The sequence below is a fragment of the Thermus hydrothermalis genome (genome assembly GCF_022760925.1).
Classification (GTDB): Bacteria; Deinococcota; Deinococci; order Deinococcales; family Thermaceae; genus Thermus; species Thermus hydrothermalis.
Genome location: NZ_JAKTNT010000003.1, coordinates 119,496 through 134,384, shown reverse-complemented (window position 1 = coordinate 134,384; position 14,889 = coordinate 119,496). Strand labels below are relative to the sequence as shown.

Below are 14,889 nucleotides of genomic sequence, written 5' to 3'. Positions count from 1 at the left end.
GGGTATAGTCCCTTACATGAGCCTGTTGCAGATCGTCTTAGTCCTGCTCGTGGTGGCGGTATTAGGCCGCTTGGGCGGAAGGCTCTTCGCCGCCTTGGCCGAGGCGGTACCCGGGAAGCGGGACGACGCCTTCTTTCGGCTTTTGGGCCTCCTCTGGTGGGGGATTTTGGCTCTGGCTGGGTTTTCCTACCTGGTCCACGCCCTGGGCCTTCCCCACGAACCCTTCCGCACCTGGGGGGAAGGCTTGGTGCGCTGGGCTGGGGCCAAGGGGGTAGCGGGCCTAAGCGTCCTCGCCCTCACCTACCTGGCCTACCGCCTGACCCCGGTCCTCTTGGGCCACCTTCCCGAACCTGAAGGGGACGAGCTCACCCGGGAAGCGGTGCGCCGCAAGACCTTGAGGGCCGTGGCCGAGTCCGCCCTCAAGGTGGTCATCCTGGTCCTGGGGGGGCTTTTCTTCCTCTCCAACCTAGGCCTTAACGTCACCGCCCTTCTGGCGGGGGCGGGGGTGGCGGGGCTTGCGGTGAGCTTCGCCGCGCAAAACCTGATCCGCGACTTCATCAACGGCTTCTTCATCCTCCTGGAGGACCAGTACGGGGTGGGGGATATCGTCCAGATCGGCAACGTGGGTGGACAGGTGGAGCGCTTCACCCTAAGGATCACCGTCTTGAGGGACCTCGAGGGCCGCGTCCACTTCTTCCCCAACTCCGAGGTGCGCCAGGTCACCGTCCTCACCCAGGAGTGGAGCCGGGCGGTGGTGGACGTAGGGGTGGCCTACAAGGAGGACATTGACCGGGTCCTGGAGGTCTTCCGGGACGAGGTGGAGCGCTTCCACCAAGACCCCGAGTGGCGGGAGCGCTTCACCGAGCCCCCCGAGGTCTTGGGGGTGCAGGCCCTGGGAGACTCCAGTGTGGTCATCCGTGTCCTCTTCAACACCAAGCCCGCCCAGCAGTGGGCCGTGGCCCGGGAGTTCCGCCGCCGCATCAAGAAGCGCCTGGACCAGGAGGGCATAGAGATCCCCTTCCCCCACCAGAAGCTCTACTTCGGCGAACCCTTGCGCCTGGAAAGGGTGTAGGCTAAAGGGGATGCCGGAGGTCTACAAGGAGATCCTACAGGCGCTCCAACCCCACCTGGGCCCTAGGGCCGAGGTGGTGCTGGACGAAGGCCTCAAGCGCCTGGGCAAGCGCCCGGCAGAGCTCACCCCCAAGGACGGGGAGTTCCTCCTAAAAGGCCTCGTCTTCCGCGAGCTCCAGGCCCGCTTGAGGCCCGAGGAAGCCCGGCGGGTGGTGGAGGATACCCTAGAAAGGATACGGGAAGCCCCCTTGGACCTGGAAGGCCTGGACCTGGGCCTAAAGCGCTTCGGCCTCTACGTGGACTGGCCGGAGGTGGCCAGGCTCCGGGCCTTGGCCAACCGCTTGCGCCAAGGGAAAGACCCCGCCCTCCTGGCCGAGGCCAAGGCCCTTTTGGAGGCTTTGGAGGAAAAGGCGGAAGAAGCCCTCCTGCGCCAGGCCAAGGACCTGGCCCACCTGGAAGAAAGCCTAGAAAGGGTACGCCACCTGGGAGGCCCCAAGGTGCGGAGGCTGGAAAGCCTCCTGGATACCATCCGCCAAGCCCACCGGGAAGGGCTTTTGGCCCAAGCGGAGGTGGAGCGGGCGAGGGCGCTGGCCTTAGAGCTCCGGAAGTTTTTGGAGTCCAGCGCCGTGCGGGCCCCCACCTTGCCCGAGATGGTCTTTGAGACCCAAGAAAGCTCCCCCGAAACGCCCAAGCACCCCACGGACGTCTTCCTCACCGTGGAGGAGGCGAGCGAGCTGGAAGGGGATCTGGTCATTGACCTAGGGCCCCTGTCCGAGGAGGCAAGCCAGCGCATCCAGGCCCTGGAGGTGGAAGAGGAAAAGCGCAGGCTAGAAGACCTCCTCGCCCGCCACGCCCACCTCCTGGAAAGGACCACGGTGAGCCCCCTGCTCGCCGAGGTCCAGGCCCTCTTGGAAGCGGGAACCCCCGCCGGGGAGAGGCTAAAGGCCCTGGAAGAGGCCCTGGCGGAGGCGGAGAAAAACCTCCGGGCGGAGAAACGCGCCCGGCTCATCCAACTGGAGGAAGCCCTCCGGGCGCTTCCCCTTCCCGAAGCGGCCAAAGCCCCCTTGGAAAGCGCCTTGCGCCTGGCGGAGGAAACCCTCCAGGAAGGGGGCTACCCCGACCTCACCCCCCTGGAGGAGGGCCTAAGGCGCCTCCAGGAGGAGGCCCAGAGGAAGGCGGAGGAGGAGGCCCGCCTGGAAGAGGAGCGGAAAGCCCTTCTGAGGGAACTTGCCGAAAAGGGGGAGGCCTTCATCCCCCTGGCGGAGGAGCTCAAGGCCTTGCCCAAGGAAGGCCTTGCGGAAGCGTTGCCGGAAATCCGCACCCGGTACGCCGCCCTCCTCCAATCCCAAGGGGAAAGCGAAGCCCTTAAGGCCAAGCTAGAAGAGGCCAAAAGGGCCCTCCTCGTCCTCAAACCCGAGGCCGAGGCCCTGGGGCTCGGGGAGGCGGTGGCGGAGGCAGAGCGGCTTCTCGCCGAGGGCAAGCTCCCTGACCTTCCCGGCCTGCAAGGCCGCCTGGCCCAAGCCCGGGCGGAGGCCCGGGAAAGGGCCTTAGCCGAGCTTTCTCGCCTCCAGGTGCTGGCGGAGCGCTTCGCCGGCTTCGGCGGCGAGGCGGTGCTAAAGGCCATAGAGGAGGAAAAGCGCAAAGCCCTCCCCGACCCCACCCCCATCGCCCGGGCCCTGCAGGCTCTAAGGCGAAAGCTAGAGGTCAAGCGGGAGGAGCTTCTGACCCGCCTCACCGCCTTCTTCCAAAAGGAGGCCCAACTCCAGGGGTTTGAAAGCGAAACCCGGCGCCGCCTAAAGCCCCTCCTTTCCTTCCTGCAAGGCGCCAAGGAAAGGCTTCCCCTTCTGGGGCCCAAAGGGCTACTGCAGGTGGAAAAGACCTTGAACGAGGCGGAGGGCCTCCTAAGGGAACTGGAGCGGGAGAAGGAGGCGGCCCAGGCGGTGCTCAAGGAGATCGGGCGGGAGGACCTCGAGGCCCTCCTCGGGGCCCTGGCCCCGGGAGAAGACCCCCTGGCCCGGCTCCGGCTACCCGGGGTGGAGGCCTTAGGGTTCCTGGATGACCCCCTGCCCCTGCCCAAGGAACCCCTTTTGGGCCTTAAGGAAGCCTTGGACCGCATGGACCAAAGCCTGGGGCAAAAGCGGGGGCCCGTGGCCGTGCTCTTCGGGGAGAAAGCCCTGGTCCTCGCTCCTAAAGCTGGAAAGACCCTGGTGGCCATCCTGGAGAGGCCGAGCCTTTCTGCCTTCCTCCTGGAGCTTTCCGCCTAGGGGGTGCTAGACTAAAAATAGTGGTCAGCGCCCCGGCCCTTTGGGAAAAACTGGAACCCCACCTAGAATACCTTCCCCCGGAGGACCGGGCGAAGGTGAGGGAGGCATACCTTTTTGCCGAAGCGGCCCACCGGGGGCAGGTGCGCAAAAGCGGGGAGCCCTACATCACCCACCCCGTGGCGGTGGCGGAGATCTTAGCCTCCTTGCGCATGGACGCCGACACCGTGGCGGCGGGGCTCCTCCACGACACCCTGGAGGACTGCGGCGTGGCCCCGGAGGAACTGGAGAGGCGCTTTGGTCCTGCGGTGCGCCGCATCGTGGAGGGGGAAACCAAGGTCAGCAAGCTCTACAAGCTGGCCAACCTCGAGGGGGAGGAGAAGCGGGCCGAGGACCTCCGCCAGATGTTCATCGCCATGGCGGAGGACGTGCGCATCATCATCGTGAAGCTGGCGGACCGCCTGCACAACCTGCGCACCCTGGAGTTCATGCCCCCCGAAAAGCAAAAGCGCATCGCCCAGGAAACCCTGGAGATCTACGCCCCCCTGGCCCACCGCCTGGGAATGGGGCAACTGAAGTGGGAGCTGGAGGACCTCTCCTTCCGCTACCTCCACCCCGAGGCCTACCAGTCCCTCCTTTCCCGCATCCAGGAAACCCAAGAGGCCCGGGAACGCCTGGTCAAAAAGGCCATGGCCGCCCTCGAGGAGGCCCTAAGGCAGGACGAGCTCCTCCAGGCCCAGCTTCAGGGCTTTGAGGTCACGGGCCGGCCCAAGCACCTCTACTCCATCTGGAAGAAGATGGAGCGGGAGAAGAAGGCCCTGGAGCAGATCTACGACCTCCTGGCGGTGCGGGTCATCCTGGACCCCAGGCCGAGCCCCACGGAGGAGGGCCGGGCCCTAAGGGAGAAGCAGGTCTGCTACCACGTCCTGGGTCTGGTCCACGCCCTCTGGCAGCCCATCCCGGGCCGGGTCAAGGACTACATCGCCGTGCCCAAGCCCAACGGCTACCAAAGCCTCCACACCACGGTCATCGCCCTAGAGGGCCTTCCTCTGGAGGTGCAGATCCGCACCCGGGAGATGCACCGCATCGCCGAGTACGGGATCGCCGCCCACTGGCTCTATAAGGAGGGCCTCACCGACCCCGAGGAGATCAAGCGCCGGGTTTCCTGGCTTAAGAGCATCCAGGAGTGGCAACAGGAGTTCAGCAGCTCCCGGGAGTTCGTGGAGGCGGTAACCCGCGACCTCCTGGGGGGCCGGGTCTTCGTCTTCACCCCCAAGGGGCGGATCATCAACCTGCCCAAGGGCGCCACCCCGGTGGACTTCGCCTACCACATCCACACCGAGGTGGGGCACCACATGGTGGGGGCCAAGGTCAACGGGCGCATCGTTCCCCTCTCCTACGAGCTCCAGAACGGGGAGATCGTGGAGATCCTCACCGCCAAAAACGCCCACCCCTCCAAGGGCTGGCTGGAGTTCGCCAAGACCCGGAGCGCCAAAAGCAAGATCCGGCAGTACTTCCGCACCCAGGAGCGCCAGGAAACCCTGGAAAGGGGCCAGGGCCTCCTGGAGCGCTACCTGAAGCGCAAAGGCCTCCCCAAGCCCACCGATAGCCAGCTGGAGGAAGCGGCCAAACGCCTGGGCCTCCCCCCTTCCCCGGAGGAGCTCTACCTGGCCCTGGCCCTAAACCGCCTCACCCCCAAGCAGGTGGCGGAGAAGCTCTACCCCCAGGCCCTCCTCAAGCCGGAAAAGCCAAAGCCCACCCCCAAGAACGAGTGGGGCATCCGCTTGGAACAGGACCTCCAGGCCCCCATCCGCCTGGCCTCCTGTTGCGAGCCCATGAAGGGGGACGCCATTTTGGGCTTCATCACCCGGGGGCGGGGGGTTACGGTCCACCGGGCGGACTGCCCCAACCTAAGGCGGATCCTCCAGGGGCCGGAGGCGGACCGGGTCATCGGGGCCTATTGGGAAGGGGTGGGGGGGAAGGTGGCCACCCTCGAGGTCCTGGCCCAGGACCGGGCGGGCCTCCTGAGGGACGTGATGCAGGTGGTGGCGGAAGCGGGGAAAAGCGCCTTGGGCTCGGAAACCCGCATCCTAGGGCCCATCGCCCGCATAAGGCTCCGCCTCACCGTGCAGGACGGGGAGCGGGAAGCCCTGGCCCAGGCCATCCGGAGCGTAAAGAGCGTCCAGGAGGTGCGGTGGGTCTAGAGGAGCTTCACCCAGACCTCCCTCACCCTCGGCCCGTCAAACTCCGCCAGGAAGACCTGCTGCCAGCGCCCCAGGCGAAGCCTGCCCCCTTCGGCCACCAGGAGGAGGTGCACCCCGGTGAGGAGGCTTTTCAGGTGGGCGTGGGTGTTGCCCTCCCCATGCCGGTCCTTGGGGTGGAAGCGGGGGGCAAGCTCGTCCAAGCGGGCGAGGAGGTCGTGGGCCACATCGGGGTCGGCCCCTTCCTGGACCAAGAGGCCGCAGGTGGTGTGGGGCACAAAGAGGTAGACGAGGCCCGTGTGCCCCTCCAAGGCCGCCTCCACGAGCCCCGTGATGTTCACCAGCCCCTCTTCGGGCGTGCGCACGCTTAGCTTCCGCATAAGGCCAGGATACCTAGCCCAAGCGGGTCACCCGCAGGAAAAAGCGTTTTTCCACGGGGAAAGCATGGTCCAAGCCGCCAAACTCCGCCTCAGCCCAGGCCTTGAGCTTGGGCAACACCCTGGCGTGCACCGCCTCGGGCACGGCCTGGGTAAAGGAGTAAAGCCGCTCCTCCAGGGCCTCCAAGGCCTCCCGCACCGTGCGCTCCTCCCGCCAGGCCACCACCTGCCGGGCCTTGGGCTTAAGGCCCAGGCGCTTCAGGGCCTCCTCCACCTCAGCGAGGCGCCTCTGGTGGAGGCCCCTTTCCACCCGCACGCCCTCCTCTGCCACCAAGGCCCGCCAGCGCTCCTGGAGGGCATAGTCCGCTTCCGCCTCCACCTGGTCCCAGCCCTCCAAAAGCGCTCCCCCCGGCTTCAGCACCCTTAGGGCCTCCGCCAAGGCCTTCGGCCAGTCGGGGAGGAGGTGCCAAAGGTGGACCACGATGACCCCGTGAACGCTCTCCTCGGGTAGGGGGATGGCCCGGGCGTCCGCCTCCAAGAGGCGCACCTTGCGCATCACCCCCGCCGCCTTCTGGCGGAAGACCTCCAGCATGGCGGGGTTCACGTCCAGGGCGATATAGGGAAAGCCCCGGGCGATGAGGGGCAGGGCGATGCGCCCCGTGCCCACGCCGAGCTCCAGAAGCACGGGCTCCTCCCCCCGGCCGGAGACCGCATGGGCGATGGCGGTGGCGATGCGGCCCGCCACCTCGGGCGGGTAGGCCCTAAGGCGGTCGTAGGCGTAGGCCACCCGGGTAAGGGCGCTGGACATGTCCCCCTTTATTGTACGGGGTATACTTCGGCCCATGAAGGGGCTCATCCTGGCCGCCGGGCGGGGCACGAGGCTCCGCCCCCTCACCCACACCCGCCCGAAACCCGTGATCCGGGTGGCGGGCCGGCCCATCATCCACTACGCCGTGGAGAACCTACGGGAAGCGGGCATAGAGGAGATCGGGGTGGTGGTCTCCCCGGAAACGGAAAAGGACATCCGCGAGGCCCTCACGGGCTACGGGGTGCGCTACGTCCTCCAAGAGGAGCCCCAGGGCCTGGCCCACGCCGTGGCCGTGGCCCGGGACTTCCTGGGGGACAGCCCCTTCGTCCTTTACCTGGGGGATAACCTCTTCCAAAAGGGCATCCGCCCCTTCGTGGCGGCCTTCCGGGAAGGGGTGAGCGCCGTCATCGCCCTGGTGCGGGTGGAGGACCCGAGGCAGTTCGGGGTGGCGGTGCTAAGGGGAAACCGCGTCGTGAGGCTTTTGGAAAAGCCCCAAGAGCCCCCTTCGGACCTGGCCGTGGCCGGGGTCTACGTCTTCACCCCCGAGGTCTTGGAGGTTATCCAGGACCTCAAGCCCTCCGCCCGGGGGGAGTACGAGATCACGGACGCCATCCAAGGCCTCATTGACCGGGGCAGGGAGGTGGTGGGGGTGGAGGTTTTGGGCTGGTGGAAGGACACGGGCCGCCCCAAGGACCTCCTGGACGCCAACCGCCTCCTCCTAGAGGAGCTTTCCCCGAGGGTGGAGGGCGAGGTGGAGGCGAGCGAGCTCACGGGCCGGGTGGTGGTGGAGAAGGGGGCCAAGGTGGTCCGGAGCACCGTCATCGGCCCCGCCTTCATCGGGGAAGGGGCAGTGGTGGAGGGGGCCTACGTGGGGCCCTTCACCTCCTTGGGACCGGGGGCTAGGGTGGTGCGCTCGGAGGTGGAGTATTCCATCCTCGAGGACCACGCCGCCCTGGAAGACGTGGCCCTGCGCCTCCAGGAGAGCATCCTAGGGGTAGGGGCCAAGGTGCAAAGCCGCAACGGGCTTCCCCGGGCCCACCGCCTGATCCTCGGGGACCTCTCCCAGGTGGAACTGGCCTAGATGCCGGCGCTCCTTTCCCTCCTCACGGAGGAGTTCCAAAGCGGCGAGGCCCTGGCCCGGCGCCTCGGGGTGAGCCGGGCCGCCATCTCCAAGGAGGCCAAGCGCCTCCAGGAAGAGGGCTTCCCCGTGGAGGTTTCCCGCCAAGGCTACCGCATCCTTCCCGGCACCCCCCTCCCTCACCTCTTCCGCCCCCCGGGGAGGCTGGGGAAGCCCTACCGCTACCTGGGCCGGGTGGGGAGCACCCAGGACGTCCTCCGAGCCTGGGCCGAGGCGGGGGCCCCCGAGGGAGCCTTGGTCCTGGCGGAAGTCCAGGAGCGGGGCCGGGGAAGGCGGGGAAGGAGGTGGGAAAGCCGCCCTGGGGCGAGCCTCACCTTCTCCCTCCTCCTAAGGCCCCGCCTCCCCCTCTCTGCCCTAGGCCTCCTCCCCCTTCTTGCGGGCCTCGCCCTCGTTGAGGCGGTGGGGGTGGGGGGGCTCAAGTGGCCCAACGACCTCCTGAGCCCGGACGGCCGCAAGCTCGCCGGGGTGCTCCTCGAGGCCAAGGCGGAAGGGGAGGAGGTGGCCCATGCCCTCCTGGGCGTGGGGGTGAACGTGGCCTGGGCCCCGGAGGGGGCGGCCTTTTTGCAGGCGTTCACCCCCCTTTCCCGGCGGGAGGTGCTGGAGAGGTTCTTGGCCCGCCTCGAGGCCCTCCTCCCCCTTTTGGAAGACCCAGAAGCCTTCCTCCCCCGCTACGCCCGGGCCTCCTACACCCTGGGCCGCCGGGTGCGGGTGGAAACCCCCAAGGGCCCCGTGGAAGGCGTGGCCGAGGCCGTCCTCCCCGACGGGAGCCTCCTCGTGGGGGGAGTACGGGTGGGGGCGGGGGAGGTGGCCCTCCTGGGGATTGAGTAAGGTGCGCTTAGATTTTCCTCACCCTTTGTGCTAGGATTAGGGCAGGTATGTTCGCCCGCATCTTCACCAAGGAAGAGGCGGACGCCCTCCTGCCGGAGATCCGCCGGGTCCTGGCCCAGATGCGCAAGGCCCGGGCGGAGCTCAAGGAGGTGCAAGACCGGCTTCCCGAGGCCCGGGGGCTCGCCCGCAGGGCCCTGGAGGAGGAGGCCCGCTTCCTCCTGGGCTCCTTGGAGGCGGACGCCCGCTACCTGGCCTCCTTGGGGGTCCTCCTCAAGGACCTGGACCGGGGCCTGGTGGACTTCCCCGCCCGGGTAGGGGGGGAGGTGGTCTTCCTCTGCTGGCAAGAAGGGGAGCCCGAGGTGGCCCACTACCACCCCCTTTCCGGGGGCTTCGCCGAGCGGCGGCCCCTGGAAGGGGCCCCTAGCCTTCTTCCCCCGGAGGCCCGCCCCGGCGAAAGGCGTCCAGGCGCCTGAGGTCCTCCCGGACGAGGTCGTCCCGCCCCGCCAGGGACTCCAGGTGGTGGCGGAGCTCGTGCAGAAGGGTTTCCCACACCTCCCTCTCCCAGTCAAACCCGGGCCCCGCCACCGCCCTGAACGAGCCGTAGTAGAGGGCGATGTGCCGCCCCAGGCCCTCAAAGCCCCCCAGGGCGCTAGGGGGGCCTGGGTCCAGGTACTCCCCAAGCCGCCACACCCCGGGAAGCCCGGGCTCGGGCCTGGCCTCGGGGAAAACGTGCACCCCCTGGAGCTCCCGCTTGAACTCGGGCGGGATCTCCTCCCAAAGCCTCTCCACAAGCCGCACGAAGGCCTCGTAGGTCATGGCCGGTGGTAGGGGTGGCCCGCCCTCAGGGTGAGGACCCTATAAAGCTGCTCCATGAGGACCAAGAGGGCGAGCTCGTGCTGGAGGGTGAGGGGGGATAGGGAAAGGACGAAGTCCCCCGCCTTCCGCACCGCCTCGCTATGCCCCTCGGCCCCGCCCAGAAGGAAGGCCACCCTTTCCCCTTCCCAACCCTCTAAGAGCCGCAGGAAGCCCTCCGTGGTGAGGAGCTTCCCCTTCTCGTCCAGGACCACCTTGCGGTGCCCCTCCGCCTTGGAAAGGAGGTCCCCCTCCTTGACGAAGAGGACCTCGAGGGGCGCATACCGCCCAATCCGCTTGGCGTACTCCTCCACCCCAAGCCGGGCGTAGGCGAGCCTAGGCTTTCCCACCGCCACCACCCGCAGGCGCACACCCCCATCCTACCGGGGTATACTTGGGGCGAAGGGAAAGTGGGGCCAAGCCCACCCCCGAAAAGGAGGCCCAGGCCCTTACCCAGGGCGGGCTTCCCGGCGCCACAAGCGCCCAGAAGGAGGGTGTTATGGTGAAGGAAACCCGCAGGTTTCAGCCCTTCACCCAAGAGCCCATAAGGCTTTTGGGGGAGAAGGGGGAATGGCTAGGGGAGTTCCCCCTAGACCTCGGCGAGGAGAAGCTCCGGAAGCTCTACCGGGACATGCTGGCGGCCCGGATGCTGGACGAACGGTACACCATCCTCATCCGCACGGGCAAGACCAGCTTCATCGCCCCCGCCGCCGGCCACGAGGCAGCCCAGGTGGCCATCGCCCACGCCATCCGCCCTGGCTTTGACTGGGTCTTCCCCTACTACCGCGACCACGGCCTGGCCCTGGCCCTGGGCATCCCCCTAAAGGAGCTCTTCGGCCAGATGCTCGCCACCCAGGCCGACCCCAACAAGGGCCGCCAGATGCCCGAGCACCCGGGCTCCAAGGCCCTTAACTACTTCACCGTGGCGAGCCCCATCGCCTCCCACGTCCCCCCCGCCGCCGGGGCCGCCATCAGCATGAAGCTCCTGGGCACGGGGCAGGTGGCCGTCTGCACCTTCGGGGACGGGGCCACCAGCGAGGGGGACTGGTACGCCGGCATCAACTTCGCCGCCGTGCAAGGGGCCCCCGCCGTCTTCATCGCCGAGAACAACTTCTACGCCATCAGCGTGGACTACGCCCGCCAGACCCATAGCCCCACCCTGGCGGACAAGGCCCACGCCTTCGGCATCCCCGGCTACCTGGTGGACGGGATGGACGTCCTCGCCAGCTACTACGTGGTGAAGGAGGCGGTGGAACGGGCCCGCCTGGGGGAAGGCCCCAGCCTCGTGGAGCTTCGGGTCTACCGCTACGGCCCCCACTCCTCCGCCGACGACGACAGCCGCTACCGGCCCAAGGAGGAGGTGGAGGCCTGGCGGAAGCGGGACCCCATCCTCCGCTTCCAGCGCTTCCTCGAGGCCCAAGGGCTTTGGAACCCAGCGTGGGAGGAAAGCCTGAAGGCGGAGATCCGCGCCGAGCTGGAGCAGGGCCTAAGGGAGGCGGAAGAGGCCGGCCCCGTGCCCCCCGAGTGGATGTTTGACGACGTCTACGCCGAAAAGCCCTGGCACCTAAAGCGCCAGGAAGCCCTCCTTAGGGAAGAACTTTAGGAGGCGGCATGGCCCTCATGACCATGGTGCAGGCCCTAAACCGGGCCTTGGACGAGGAGATGGCCAAGGACCCCCGGGTGGTGGTCCTGGGGGAGGACGTGGGGAAAAGGGGCGGGGTCTTCTTGGTCACGGAGGGGCTTTTGCAGAAATACGGCCCCGACCGGGTCATGGACACCCCCCTCTCCGAGGCGGCCATCGTGGGGGCGGCCTTGGGCATGGCCGCCCACGGCCTGAGGCCCGTGGCGGAGATCCAGTTCGCCGACTACATCTTCCCCGGCTTTGACCAGCTGGTGAGCCAGGTGGCCAAGCTCCGCTACCGCTCCGGGGGGCAGTTCACCGCCCCCTTGGTCATCCGCATGCCCTCCGGGGGCGGGGTGAAGGGCGGGCACCACCACTCCCAAAGCCCCGAGGCCCACTTCGTCCACACCGCCGGGCTCAAGGTGGTGGCCGTCTCCACCCCTTACGACGCCAAGGGCCTCCTCAAGGCCGCCATCCGCGACGAGGACCCCGTGGTCTTCCTGGAACCCAAGCGCCTCTACCGCTCGGTGAAGGAGGAGGTGCCCGAGGAGGACTACGTCCTCCCCTTGGGCAAAGCGGCCTTAAGGCGGGAGGGCAAGGACCTCACCCTCATCGGCTACGGCACGGTGATGCCCGAGGTGCTCCAGGCCGCCGAAGAGCTCGCCAAGGTGGGCGTTTCCGCCGAGGTCTTGGATCTAAGGAGCCTCATGCCCTGGGACTACGAGGCGGTGATGAACTCCGTGGCCAAGACGGGACGGGTGGTCCTCGTTTCCGATGCTCCCCGGCACGCCAGCTTCGTGAGCGAGGTGGCCGCCACCATCGCCGAGGACATCCTGGACATGCTCCTCGCCCCCCCCATCCGGGTCACGGGGTTTGACACCCCTTACCCCTACGCCCAGGACAAGCTCTACTTGCCCACCGTCACCCGCATCCTTAACGCCGCCAAGCGGGCGCTAGACTACTGAAGGAGGCCTATGCCCAAAGAAATCCTCATGCCCGAACTCGCCGAGAGCGTGGTGGAAGGCGAGATCCTGAAGTGGCTGGTGGAGGAAGGGGACTACCTTAAGAAGGACCAGCCCTTCGTGGAGGTGATGACGGACAAGGTCACCGTGGAGCTCCCCTCCCCCTACGAGGGGGTCCTCCTGAAAAAGCTCGCCAAGGAGGGAGAGGTGGTGAAGGTCCACGCCCCCATCGCCCTCATCGCCGAGCCTGGGGAAATGGCGAAGGAGCCGCCCCCGGTGCAGGCGGTGGAGGAGCGCTCCATCGTGGAGCCGGGCCTCCCCCCCAAGGAGGAAAGGGAAGACCTCTCCCTCTTCAAACCGGACACCACCCAGGTGGCGGTGAAAAACCCCTTCCTTTCCACCCCCAGCGAGCCCACCCCCACCCCAGGCCAAAGGGGCCGGGTCCTGGCGGTGCCCGCCGCCCGGAAGCTCGCCCGGGAGCTGGGCATCCCCATCGCAGAGGTGCCGGGCTCGGGGCCCTTGGGCCGGGTACGGGTGGAGGACGTGCGGGCCTACGCCGAAAGGCGCAAAGCCGCCTCGCCCATGCCCCCCCAGGCGGAAGCCCCTTCCCCCACGCCCTCCCCCTTCCCCCCACCTCCCCGCTACGCCCCGCCCAAGGGCTACGAGCACCTGGAGGAAAGGGTGCCCCTTAGGGGGGTGCGCCGGGCCATCGCCCAGGGGCTTTGGCAGAGCCACCTCTACACCGTGCGCACCCTAAACGTGGACGAGGCGGACCTCACGGAGCTCGTGGCCCTACGGGAAAGGCTCAAGCCCGAGGCGGAGGCGCAAGGAATCAAGCTCACCTACCTGCCCTTCATCGTCAAGGCGGTGGTGCGGGCCCTGAAGAAGTACCCCATGCTCAACGCCAGCCTGGACGAGGAGCGGCAGGAAATCGTCTACAAGCGCTACTACCACATCGGCCTGGCGGTGGCCACGGAAAGGGGGCTCATCGTCCCCGTGCTTCGGGACGCCGACCGGAAGAGCATCCTGGAGCTCGCCCGGGAGATCGGCGAGCTCTCCGCCAAGGCCCGGGAAGGACGCCTAAGCCCCGAGGAGGTCACGGGCTCCAGCTTCACCCTCACCAACATCGGCAGCGTGGGGGCCACCCTGAGCTTCCCCATCATCAACCTGCCCGACGCCGCCATCCTGGGGGTCCACTCCATCCGCAAGCGGCCCTGGGTCATGCCGGATGGCTCCATCCAAGCGAGGGACATCATGTTCCTCTCCCTCTCCTTTGACCACCGCCTGGTGGACGGGGCCGAGGCGGCCCTCTTCACCCGGGAAGTCATCCGGCTTTTGGAAAACCCCGACCTGCTCCTTCTGGAAATGTAGGATAGCGCCATGAAGACCTACGACCTCATCGTCATCGGCACAGGGCCTGGGGGCTACCACGCCGCCATCCGGGGAGCGCAGCTCGGCCTAAAGGTCTTGGCGGTGGAGGCCGCCGAGGTGGGGGGGGTGTGCCTGAACGTGGGCTGCATCCCCACCAAGGCCCTCCTCCACGCCGCCGAAACCCTGCACCACCTGAAGGTGGGGGAAGGCTTCGGCCTAAAGGCCGCCCCGGAGCTAGACCTTAAGAAGCTCGGGTCCTGGCGGGAGAGCGTGGTGAAGAAGCTCACCGGCGGGGTGGCGGGCCTCCTCAAGGGAAACAAGGTGGAGCTCGTGCGGGGCTTCGCCCGCTTGGTTGGGCCCAAGGAGGTGGAGGTAAACGGGGAGCGCTACGGCGCCAAAAGCCTCATCCTGGCCACGGGGAGTGAGCCCGCAAGCCTCCCCGGCTTCCCCTTTGGGGAGGATGTCTGGGACTCCACCCGGGCCCTACGGGTGGAGGAGGGCATCCCTGGGCGCCTCCTCGTCATCGGGGGCGGGGCGGTGGGGCTCGAGCTCGGCCAGGTCTACCACCGCCTGGGCTCCCAGGTGACCCTCATTGAGTACATGCCGGAAATCCTCCCCGCCGGCGACCCGGAGACGGCCGCCCTCCTCCGCCGGGCCCTGGAGAAGGAAGGCCTGAAGGTGCGCACCGGCACCAAGGCCCTCGGCTACGAGAAGAAGAAGGACGGCCTCCACGTCCTCCTGGAGCCCGCCCAAGGGGGCCAGCAGGAGGAGGTGGTGGTGGACAAGATCCTGGTGGCCGTGGGGCGCAAGCCCCGCACGGAGGGCCTGGGCCTGGAAAGGGCGGGCGTGGCCCTAGACGCCAAGGGCTTCGTCCGGGTGAACGCCCGGATGGAAACCAGTGTCCCCGGGGTCTACGCCATCGGGGACGTGGCCCGGCCTCCCCTCCTCGCCCACAAGGCCATGAAGGAAGGCATCGTGGCGGCGGAGAACGCCGCCGGCAAGGACGCCGCCTTTGACTACCAGATCCCCAGCGTGGTCTACACCTCCCCCGAGTGGGCGGGGGTGGGCCTCACGGAGGAGGAGGCCAAGCGGGCGGGGTACAAGGTAAGGGTGGGCAGGTTCCCCCTTTCCGCCAGCGGCCGGGCCCTCACCTTGGGGACCACGGAGGGGCTTATCAAGGTGGTGGGGGACGAGGAGACGGACCTCCTCCTTGGGGTCTTCATCGTGGGCCCCCAGGCGGGGGAGCTCATCGCCGAGGCCACCTTGGCCCTGGAGATGGCGGCCACGGTCTCCGACCTGGCCCTCACCGTCCACGCCCACCCCACCCTTTCGGAAGGGCTCATGGAGGCGGCGGAGGCCTTCCACAAGCAGGCCATCCACATTCTGAGCCGCTAGGCCT

At 67.9% G+C, this 14,889-nt stretch carries 14 protein-coding genes; 10 read left to right on the top strand and 4 right to left on the bottom strand.

Annotated elements, in window-relative coordinates:
* Positions 1 to 16: 16 nt before the first annotated feature.
* From L0C60_RS03080 to L0C60_RS03070, 3 genes are read left to right on the top strand one after another with little or no spacing between them, the layout of a single operon-like run.
* Positions 17 to 1,072: a mechanosensitive ion channel family protein gene (locus L0C60_RS03080; RefSeq protein WP_234507295.1), complete on the top strand. Its 1,056-nt coding sequence runs from the start codon at positions 17 to 19 to the stop codon at positions 1,070 to 1,072.
* A 10-nt stretch (positions 1,073 to 1,082) separates the two neighbouring features.
* Complete coding sequence (locus L0C60_RS03075) at positions 1,083 to 3,335, top strand: coiled-coil domain-containing protein (RefSeq protein WP_234507296.1); 2,253 nt, start codon at positions 1,083 to 1,085, stop codon at positions 3,333 to 3,335.
* 20 nt (positions 3,336 to 3,355) lie between these two features.
* The gene (locus L0C60_RS03070) at positions 3,356 to 5,536 is read left to right on the top strand and encodes a RelA/SpoT family protein (RefSeq protein WP_234507298.1); all 2,181 of its coding nucleotides are present in this window, start codon (positions 3,356 to 3,358) and stop codon (positions 5,534 to 5,536) included.
* On the opposite strand, the gene L0C60_RS03065 is transcribed toward L0C60_RS03070, so the two are convergent.
* Positions 5,533 to 5,913 carry a secondary thiamine-phosphate synthase enzyme YjbQ gene (locus tag L0C60_RS03065; RefSeq protein WP_234507300.1) on the bottom strand — a complete coding sequence of 127 codons (381 nt, stop codon included), beginning with the start codon at positions 5,911 to 5,913 and terminating at the stop codon, positions 5,533 to 5,535. The genes L0C60_RS03070 and L0C60_RS03065 overlap by 4 nt on opposite strands.
* 13 nt (positions 5,914 to 5,926) lie before the next feature.
* Complete coding sequence (locus L0C60_RS03060; RefSeq protein WP_234507301.1) at positions 5,927 to 6,718, bottom strand: class I SAM-dependent methyltransferase; 792 nt, start codon at positions 6,716 to 6,718, stop codon at positions 5,927 to 5,929.
* A 34-nt stretch (positions 6,719 to 6,752) separates the two neighbouring features.
* Here L0C60_RS03060 and L0C60_RS03055 point away from each other — a divergent pair, with 34 nt between their 5' ends.
* From L0C60_RS03055 to L0C60_RS03045, 3 genes are read left to right on the top strand one after another with little or no spacing between them, the layout of a single operon-like run.
* The gene (locus tag L0C60_RS03055; RefSeq protein WP_234507303.1) at positions 6,753 to 7,799 is read left to right on the top strand and encodes a glucose-1-phosphate thymidylyltransferase; all 1,047 of its coding nucleotides are present in this window, start codon (positions 6,753 to 6,755) and stop codon (positions 7,797 to 7,799) included.
* The gene (locus L0C60_RS03050) at positions 7,800 to 8,684 is read left to right on the top strand and encodes a biotin--[acetyl-CoA-carboxylase] ligase (RefSeq protein WP_234507305.1); all 885 of its coding nucleotides are present in this window, start codon (positions 7,800 to 7,802) and stop codon (positions 8,682 to 8,684) included. It abuts the gene before it with no gap.
* Positions 8,685 to 8,731: 47 nt separating this feature from the next.
* On the top strand, positions 8,732 to 9,157 hold the full coding sequence (locus tag L0C60_RS03045) for a DUF2203 domain-containing protein (protein WP_234507308.1): 426 nt from the start codon (positions 8,732 to 8,734) through the stop codon (positions 9,155 to 9,157).
* Here L0C60_RS03045 and L0C60_RS03040 read toward each other — a convergent pair.
* Together L0C60_RS03040 and L0C60_RS03035 are read right to left on the bottom strand one after the other, a co-directional pair.
* Complete coding sequence (locus L0C60_RS03040; RefSeq protein WP_243092509.1) at positions 9,105 to 9,500, bottom strand: metallopeptidase family protein; 396 nt, start codon at positions 9,498 to 9,500, stop codon at positions 9,105 to 9,107. The genes L0C60_RS03045 and L0C60_RS03040 overlap by 53 nt on opposite strands.
* Entirely contained in the window at positions 9,497 to 9,907 is a 411-nt protein-coding gene (locus L0C60_RS03035) for a 23S rRNA (pseudouridine(1915)-N(3))-methyltransferase RlmH (RefSeq protein ID WP_243092508.1), read from the bottom strand. The genes L0C60_RS03040 and L0C60_RS03035 overlap by 4 nt, the downstream gene beginning before the upstream one ends.
* Before the next feature lie 128 nt (positions 9,908 to 10,035).
* Here L0C60_RS03035 and L0C60_RS03030 point away from each other — a divergent pair, with 128 nt between their 5' ends.
* Genes L0C60_RS03030 through lpdA form a run of 4 tightly spaced genes read left to right on the top strand, consistent with a single transcriptional unit; the run spans position 10,036 to position 14,885 of the window.
* Positions 10,036 to 11,139, top strand: coding sequence for a thiamine pyrophosphate-dependent dehydrogenase E1 component subunit alpha (locus L0C60_RS03030; protein WP_243092507.1), 1,104 nt, complete (start codon positions 10,036 to 10,038; stop codon positions 11,137 to 11,139).
* Positions 11,140 to 11,147: 8 nt separating this feature from the next.
* A complete protein-coding gene (locus tag L0C60_RS03025) occupies positions 11,148 to 12,122 on the top strand; it encodes an alpha-ketoacid dehydrogenase subunit beta (protein WP_243092506.1) in 975 nt (324 codons plus the stop codon).
* Between the two features lie 9 nt (positions 12,123 to 12,131).
* Positions 12,132 to 13,490, top strand: coding sequence for a dihydrolipoamide acetyltransferase family protein (locus L0C60_RS03020; protein ID WP_243092505.1), 1,359 nt, complete (start codon positions 12,132 to 12,134; stop codon positions 13,488 to 13,490).
* Positions 13,491 to 13,499: 9 nt separating this feature from the next.
* Complete coding sequence (gene lpdA / locus L0C60_RS03015) at positions 13,500 to 14,885, top strand: dihydrolipoyl dehydrogenase (protein WP_243092504.1); 1,386 nt, start codon at positions 13,500 to 13,502, stop codon at positions 14,883 to 14,885.
* The last annotated feature ends 4 nt before the right edge of the window (positions 14,886 to 14,889 follow it).